The organism is Ancylomarina sp., from assembly GCF_041555295.1.
Classification (GTDB): domain Bacteria; phylum Bacteroidota; class Bacteroidia; order Bacteroidales; family Marinifilaceae; genus Ancylomarina.
In genome coordinates, this window is the sequence record NZ_JBFFKR010000200.1 from 1 (window position 1) to 6,231 (window position 6,231).

5 protein-coding genes and 5 tRNA genes are annotated in these 6,231 nt (G+C 36.4%); 7 read left to right on the forward strand and 3 right to left on the reverse strand.

Features of this window, described 5'->3' with window-relative positions:
- Positions 1-939: thiamine pyrophosphate-dependent dehydrogenase E1 component subunit alpha (locus ABY905_RS12645; protein WP_372644436.1), on the reverse strand; the 939-nt coding region annotated here is incomplete at its 3' end.
- A gap of 59 nt (positions 940-998) precedes the next feature.
- Positions 999-2,294: a dihydrolipoamide acetyltransferase family protein gene (locus ABY905_RS12650; RefSeq protein ID WP_372644438.1), complete on the reverse strand. Its 1,296-nt coding sequence runs from the start codon at positions 2,292-2,294 to the stop codon at positions 999-1,001.
- Between the two features lie 290 nt (positions 2,295-2,584).
- Here ABY905_RS12650 and ABY905_RS12655 point away from each other — a divergent pair, with 290 nt between their 5' ends.
- Complete coding sequence (locus tag ABY905_RS12655) at positions 2,585-2,968, forward strand: SRPBCC domain-containing protein (protein ID WP_372644440.1); 384 nt, start codon at positions 2,585-2,587, stop codon at positions 2,966-2,968.
- A 73-nt stretch (positions 2,969-3,041) separates the two neighbouring features.
- Here the strand turns inward: ABY905_RS12655 and ABY905_RS12660 are convergent, their stop codons facing one another.
- Positions 3,042-4,310: a M28 family metallopeptidase gene (locus ABY905_RS12660; RefSeq protein ID WP_372644442.1), complete on the reverse strand. Its 1,269-nt coding sequence runs from the start codon at positions 4,308-4,310 to the stop codon at positions 3,042-3,044.
- A 355-nt stretch (positions 4,311-4,665) separates the two neighbouring features.
- On the opposite strand from ABY905_RS12660, the gene ABY905_RS12665 reads away from it, so the two are divergent.
- The 6 genes from ABY905_RS12665 to ABY905_RS12690 all read left to right on the forward strand — a co-directional run.
- Positions 4,666-4,747, forward strand: a tRNA-Tyr gene (locus ABY905_RS12665).
- Between the two features lie 57 nt (positions 4,748-4,804).
- Positions 4,805-4,877, forward strand: a tRNA-Gly gene (locus ABY905_RS12670).
- 21 nt (positions 4,878-4,898) lie between these two features.
- A tRNA-Tyr gene (locus ABY905_RS12675) sits at positions 4,899-4,980 on the forward strand.
- A gap of 15 nt (positions 4,981-4,995) precedes the next feature.
- A tRNA-Gly gene (locus ABY905_RS12680) sits at positions 4,996-5,068 on the forward strand.
- Between the two features lie 7 nt (positions 5,069-5,075).
- Positions 5,076-5,160, forward strand: a tRNA-Ser gene (locus ABY905_RS12685).
- A gap of 307 nt (positions 5,161-5,467) precedes the next feature.
- On the forward strand, positions 5,468-6,231 hold a 764-nt coding region (locus tag ABY905_RS12690), incomplete at its 3' end, for a POTRA domain-containing protein (RefSeq protein WP_372644444.1).

Below are 6,231 nucleotides of genomic sequence, written 5' to 3' on the forward strand. Positions count from 1 at the left end.
ACGGTGTGCTTTCTTAACTTGAAGTTTTACATCAGCCTCAATCGCTACTAATTCCTCCTCAGTAAAACGCTTGTAACGAATTAACAGACGACGGAATTTAGCCAATGGATCGTATTTCTCAACATAGCTCAATTCAGCATTATCACGGTACAATTCATGTTTATCTGAATTTGAGTGAGATCCCATTCGAACACAATTCGCTTGAACGATAGCTGGCATATGGTTTCCCGTTGCGTAAGCTTTCGCCTCAGCCATCGTATTCATAGAATCAAATACATCTTTACCATTACAATGGAAAATCTTCAGGTATTTTAGTCCTTTAAAGTTATCAGCAACCTTACGATTCGCAGTTTGATCCTTTTTAGGAACAGAAATACCATAACCATTATCCTGAAATACAAAGATTACGGGTAATTGTTCTTTTGATGCACCATTAATAGCCTCGTAAACGTAACCTTCAGAAACTGAAGATTCGCCTTGAGAACTAATGGCAACACCTTTACCTTTATAATGCTTCAATGCTCGAGCAATACCAACTGCATGCAAAGTATGATTACCAGTACATGAAGATACATTGTGAACATTCCATTCGGGTTTTGCAAAGTGATTCGACATATGTCGACCACCACCAGCAACATCATTGTCCTTAGAAATACCATTAAAAATAACCTCTTCAGCTGTCAGTCCTGCTGATAATGAAGTCAACATATCACGATAGTAAGGAAATAAATGGTCTGTTTTTCTATCGAAAGTTTGTCCAATAGCCAGCTGAATACCATCGTGACCTGCATAAGGGGCATGGTAAGACCAGCCAATAGCTTGTTTCAAATAATTTGGGGCTTTCTCATCAAGAGCTCTACCTAGAGTCATTAAATTAAACCACTCAGCTAGCAGCTTTTTAGGTGTCTCTGTTATGCTATGTTTTTTCTTAATTGTCATTTTAATAGTCATTAATGAATTAGTAATCTGTCCTTAAATGATTCTATAATCAAAAGCAATTAGACGCTTCTGCTTATATCAAACTCCTCAAGGTAATCGGCAATCTTTCTAAGGAAAGCGCCACCCAAAGCCCCATCAACCACACGGTGGTCATAGGATAGTGATAAGAACATTTTCTGACGTGGAACAATAATATCACCAAATGCTGTTTCTAATACGGCAGGTTTCTTTTCGATAGTTCCCACTGCAAGAATTGCGACTTGAGGTTGGTTAATAATTGGTGTTCCCATTACATTTTTAAACGATCCAAAATTCGAAATGGTGAATGTACCACCTTGAATATCGTCTGCATCCAACTTATTGTTTCTAGCCTTATCAGCCAAAGTATTCATACCAACAGTTATACCTAGAAGGTTTTTCTGATCAGCATTCTTAATTACAGGTACAATAAGGTTTCCTGAAGGCAGAGCAACAGCTACACCTATATTTATATCTTTCTTCACAATAATCTTATAATCATCAACCGATGAATTGATCATTGGGAAATCACGTAAAGCTTTTGAAACGGCTTCGATGATAATTGGCATAAAAGTGATCTTCGTTTTCTCTTTAGCGAAGAACTCATCTTTAATCTTATTTCTCCAATTCACCATATCGGTTACATCAGCCTCAACCATTGCAGTAACGTGAGGTGAAGTTTGCTTCGACATCACCATATGATCAGCAATAATTCGACGCATACGATCCATTTCAATAATCTGGTCGTTCGCACCAACTGACATAGATACTTTTGGCTTTTGAGTGCTTGCTACAGCTTTTTCAACTTTGGGCGCACTAACTGGTGTTGGTTGCACTTGTGAAGAAGTTCCTCTCTCAGCTACAAACTTCAAAACATCTTCTTTTTGAACCCGGCCATCTTTACCATGTCCCACAATAGCATCTAACTCTGCTTGTGAAATATTTTCTTTTTCAGCGATAGCCTTAACCAAAGGTGAATAAAAACGATCCGAATCCGATTTGATCTCGACAGCTTCATTCACAATGATTTCTTCAACAACTTTAACAGGTGCTTCTTCTTTAACTTGAGACACGGGTTCAGCATCCGCAGCATCCTCGCTCATATCAATAATGGCAACGACCTCGCCCACAGGAACCACATCGTCCTCTTTGAAGCGAATCTCAATAACTTTACCAGATACAGGAGAAGGAATTTCAGAGTCCACCTTATCGGTTGCTATCTCAAAAAGCATATCATCCTCTTCGATGACATCATTAAGATTTACAAACATTTTGGTGATGGTTGCCTCCTGAACACTCTCTCCCAACTTGGGCATTAGAATTTCAAAACTTGACATATATTCTTTGATTATTAGTTAGAATCGTTATAAATAATAAAACAAATATATTATTTATTTTTATTTAGACTGCTTTAAATTTAAGTTTTATGCAATCTCCAGATAACAAAAATCAAATCATTGTTAATTATCAATGACTTACAGATTCATTTTTTACAAGTTAGCGAATATTTATTAGCGAAAAAAGGCGTGATTATCAGACTCTAAAGGCTATTTTAAAAATATATGCTCAAATAATTAGTGAAGTCTATTATTCAAATTATTTTTGCAGTGAAATAAAACGAAGCATCATGAAAGATTTTAATTATACTCTGGAGATATCAGCTAATCAAGAAGAAGTATTTAATGCGCTGACAAATTCTTTCCAAATTGAATTATGGACGGGTTATCCTGCTACTATGGACGATCAAGTTGGGACTGTTTTCGCCTTATGGGAAGGTGATATTTCAGGATGTAATATTCAGGTTGTAAAAGATTACAAATTGGTGCAAGAATGGTTTTTCGGTGAAACAGAAAACCCATCAATAGTGAGTTTTACTCTTAAAAAAGCAGGAAAGAATACATTGATAGAGTTGACACATACCAATATTCCTGATGAAGCCTATGAGGAAATTGTCGAAGGTTGGAAGGATTATTATCTTGGGTCAATGCAAAACTTTCTTGAATTCTCTTAAAGGTCTAAAATAAAAAATACTGAAGCCGCAATCTTATGGACTGCGGCTTTTTCATTATATCTATTTAAGGTCTTTATTTTAATTGCTCTGAAAAATCACGAACAAGTTTAAAAAGACCTTCAAATTGCGTCAATTTTAATTCTCCGTAAGTATCGGTTGTTTCATGATAATCTTCATTATCTCCCTCTGAGTAGAAAAAAATAGACTTGACTTCTTTTTTATAAAAGCTGTAGTGATCCGAAGATGGATCTGGTAAATGAAAAACGAGATTCTCCACATAGGAGTGCTCATCATTAAGTTTCGTGTAAAGAGCAACTTCTTTGGGATACACACTCCCATTATATATGGAAACGCCTTCACTTCCTGTTCCAATCATATCAAAATTGATCACTAACTTAGTCTTTTCAAGAGGAAACAAGGGGTGCTCAACATAGTGCTGTGACCCTAATAAACCAGCTTCTTCTCCACTAAACAAAAGGAATACCTGTGTGTAATGTGGTTTCTTTTTAGCTTTCTTATAATGCTTAGCCAAATTCAGAACCATAGCCACACCACTCCCATTATCGTTAGCTCCCGGATATATTTTAGATCCCATCATACCTAAATGATCATAGTGAGCACAATAAATAAGACAGCTATCCGTCTGGCCTTGAATGTAGCCCATTAGATTTTGAGTTTTATAATTCTCGATAAATTGGTTCTTTATTTTAACGGTAATTTTACTTGTTGTCGTATCAAGCTTCGAACTTTTTACAATTAAAGTTGGGAAATCCTTTAAGAAAGTTCTAGCTGAATATTTTAATTTATTCTTCCTCAACAGAACGCCTTTTGCTCCAAAGAGATTAGTAGAAACAAGATCTGATGCAAAATTATAAAGCTGTTTATTATTTAAGCCCACCGAATCGATAGCCAAAAATGTTTGAGATAAATCCTTTTTAAGAAATTCCTTCCTGATTTTACTCTTCGTTAGAATTTCTGTATTCAACCAAAGCACATCAAAAGTTCCTTCGCAGGATGGTGAATCTGGATAGACAATAAAATCCTTAGCAGATTCAAGCTGCTTATCTCCCAACTTTAATATTGGATCTTCAGGGAAAGTATTTATCGGTGTTGTATATAGCTGATAAAAATTCGGCGAAAATCCATCCAATTTTAGTTTTCTCATCTCAGCTGATAAATAAACAGCAGCTATACTATCCCCCTTATTAATATATCCACGTCCAAAATAATCATCAGAACTTAGATCTTTAATCACTTTTCGTGCATAATTCATATCCTGTGCCCATAAACTTGAGGCAAATAAAGTCAGTGCTAGGATTAAGACAAGTCTTTTGTAATTCATATTATCATTTTTTTAAGTCGGTCAATGTCCGCTAAAGTAAGTTTTCGATTTGAATATGCCTTGAATTCTCATGATGCTGTATAAATAGAAACACTAAAAACTTTAATTATCGAAAAAAAGACAAGCTTATTCCATCAATTATAGCTGAAATAAGCCCCATCAATTAAGGAAAGAGAGATAATTTCATTTTTTTCAAAAAAAAGTTCTAAAAATAGTCTCTAGGGAATCAAACACTTACATAAAATTGATTCTTTTTTCTTAAAAAAACATTTTCAAGAGACTTGTATATTTGGGGAAAGCATCTATATTTGCATCGCAATAGGGAGATAACGATCACCCAATAAACATTGCACTGGGGAAGATACCAAAGTGGCCAACTGGGGCGGACTGTAACTCCGCTGACTTCGTCTTCGTAGGTTCGAATCCTGCTCTTCCCACAACATTCTGAAGCAACAAAATTCATTCGATAACGATCGATGAATTGCTAAAGATCTGCGGGAATAGCTCAGTTGATAGAGCATCAGCCTTCCAAGCTGAGGGTCGCGAGTTTGAGTCTCGTTTCCCGCTCAATTTTATTGTAAATATATTGGGGAGATACCAAAGTGGCCAACTGGGGCGGACTGTAACTCCGCTGACTTCGTCTTCGTAGGTTCGAATCCTGCTCTCCCCACTATTATATTTTCCTGCGGGAATAGCTCAGTTGATAGAGCATCAGCCTTCCAAGCTGAGGGTCGCGAGTTTGAGTCTCGTTTCCCGCTCAATTAAGGAGAGATGGCAGAGTGGTCGAATGCGGTAGTCTTGAAAACTATTGTGCGGCAACGTACCGGGGGTTCGAATCCCTCTCTCTCCGCTTTAAAGCCTCAAAGTTGCAAAACTTTGAGGCTTTTTTTATACCCTCATTTATCATGAATAAGTCCCAATATATCCCTTAGGTTTACATAGCCAAAGTTGATTGATTTCTGAATTTGTTTTACCAATCGCGGACTATTAAATTTGGGAGTGGTTATAATACTATTAAATTCAATATTTTCATTGGGCAAACTAGTGTAAGTCTTCAGACTAAATTCCATATCTTTAGTAGAGAAAAAAATCTACCAACTCCAAATATGCCTTTTCGCCACCTCATAACAATTTGTTTACTTTTTTTTCTGGGGACAATGAGTGGTCTTGCCCAGAATGATCTTATTGTCCGAAAAATCACCTTCTCGGGGAATGATTCTCTATCACAGGAATCTCTTCTTAAACAGATGAATACCAGACCACCCTCTTTTAGTAAAAAACTCAGCTTTTGGAATAAAAGAATTCGCTTTTCCAGCTTCACTTTTGAAGAAGATATCCTGAAACTAAAAAAATATTACCAGAAGAATGGATTCCTTAAACCTGTTATTACCTATCAACTGGAACCAGCTACGAATGGCAAAAAACTCGATATAGCAATAAAAATAAAAGAAGGGAGTGCTGTTCTTACCGGGAAGGTTATTTTGAACTTACCCAACAACGTTAATGGTCAACCCAGTTTAGATTCCCTAAGAAAGTTGGTCCAACTAGAAACAAAACATCGCTTCAGGGATGAGGATGTTATTGCCACAGAAAAAATGATTTACGATAATTTTAGCAGTAAAGGCTATCCCTATATTCGCGTTACCACCGACATTACTTTGTCCCTCGATAAGCTTTCTGCCGAAGTGGCCTATGGAATTATACCGGGACAAAAATCATATATCGGAACTATAGATTTAGAGGGAGATTCGTTGATTTCTCGTTCCTATATCAATAAAAATATTAAGCTAAAAGAGAATGAAATTTTTACGCAAACGCAACTAGAGCAAACACAGGAGAAACTATTTGACCTGGGCCTTTTCCAATATGTAATAATAAGAGCTAATATGGATGGTGTGGAGAATGACAGAATACCCATTCA

Excerpts from the sequence above, each read along its gene's own strand:
- ABY905_RS12650 (WP_372644438.1), bottom strand. The coding sequence starts at position 2,294 with ATGTCAAGTTTTGAAATTCTAATGCCCAAGTTGGGAGAGAGTGTTCAG.
- ABY905_RS12655 (WP_372644440.1), top strand. The coding sequence starts at position 2,585 with ATGAAAGATTTTAATTATACTCTGGAGATATCAGCTAATCAAGAAGAA.
- ABY905_RS12660 (WP_372644442.1), bottom strand. The coding sequence starts at position 4,310 with ATGAATTACAAAAGACTTGTCTTAATCCTAGCACTGACTTTATTTGCC.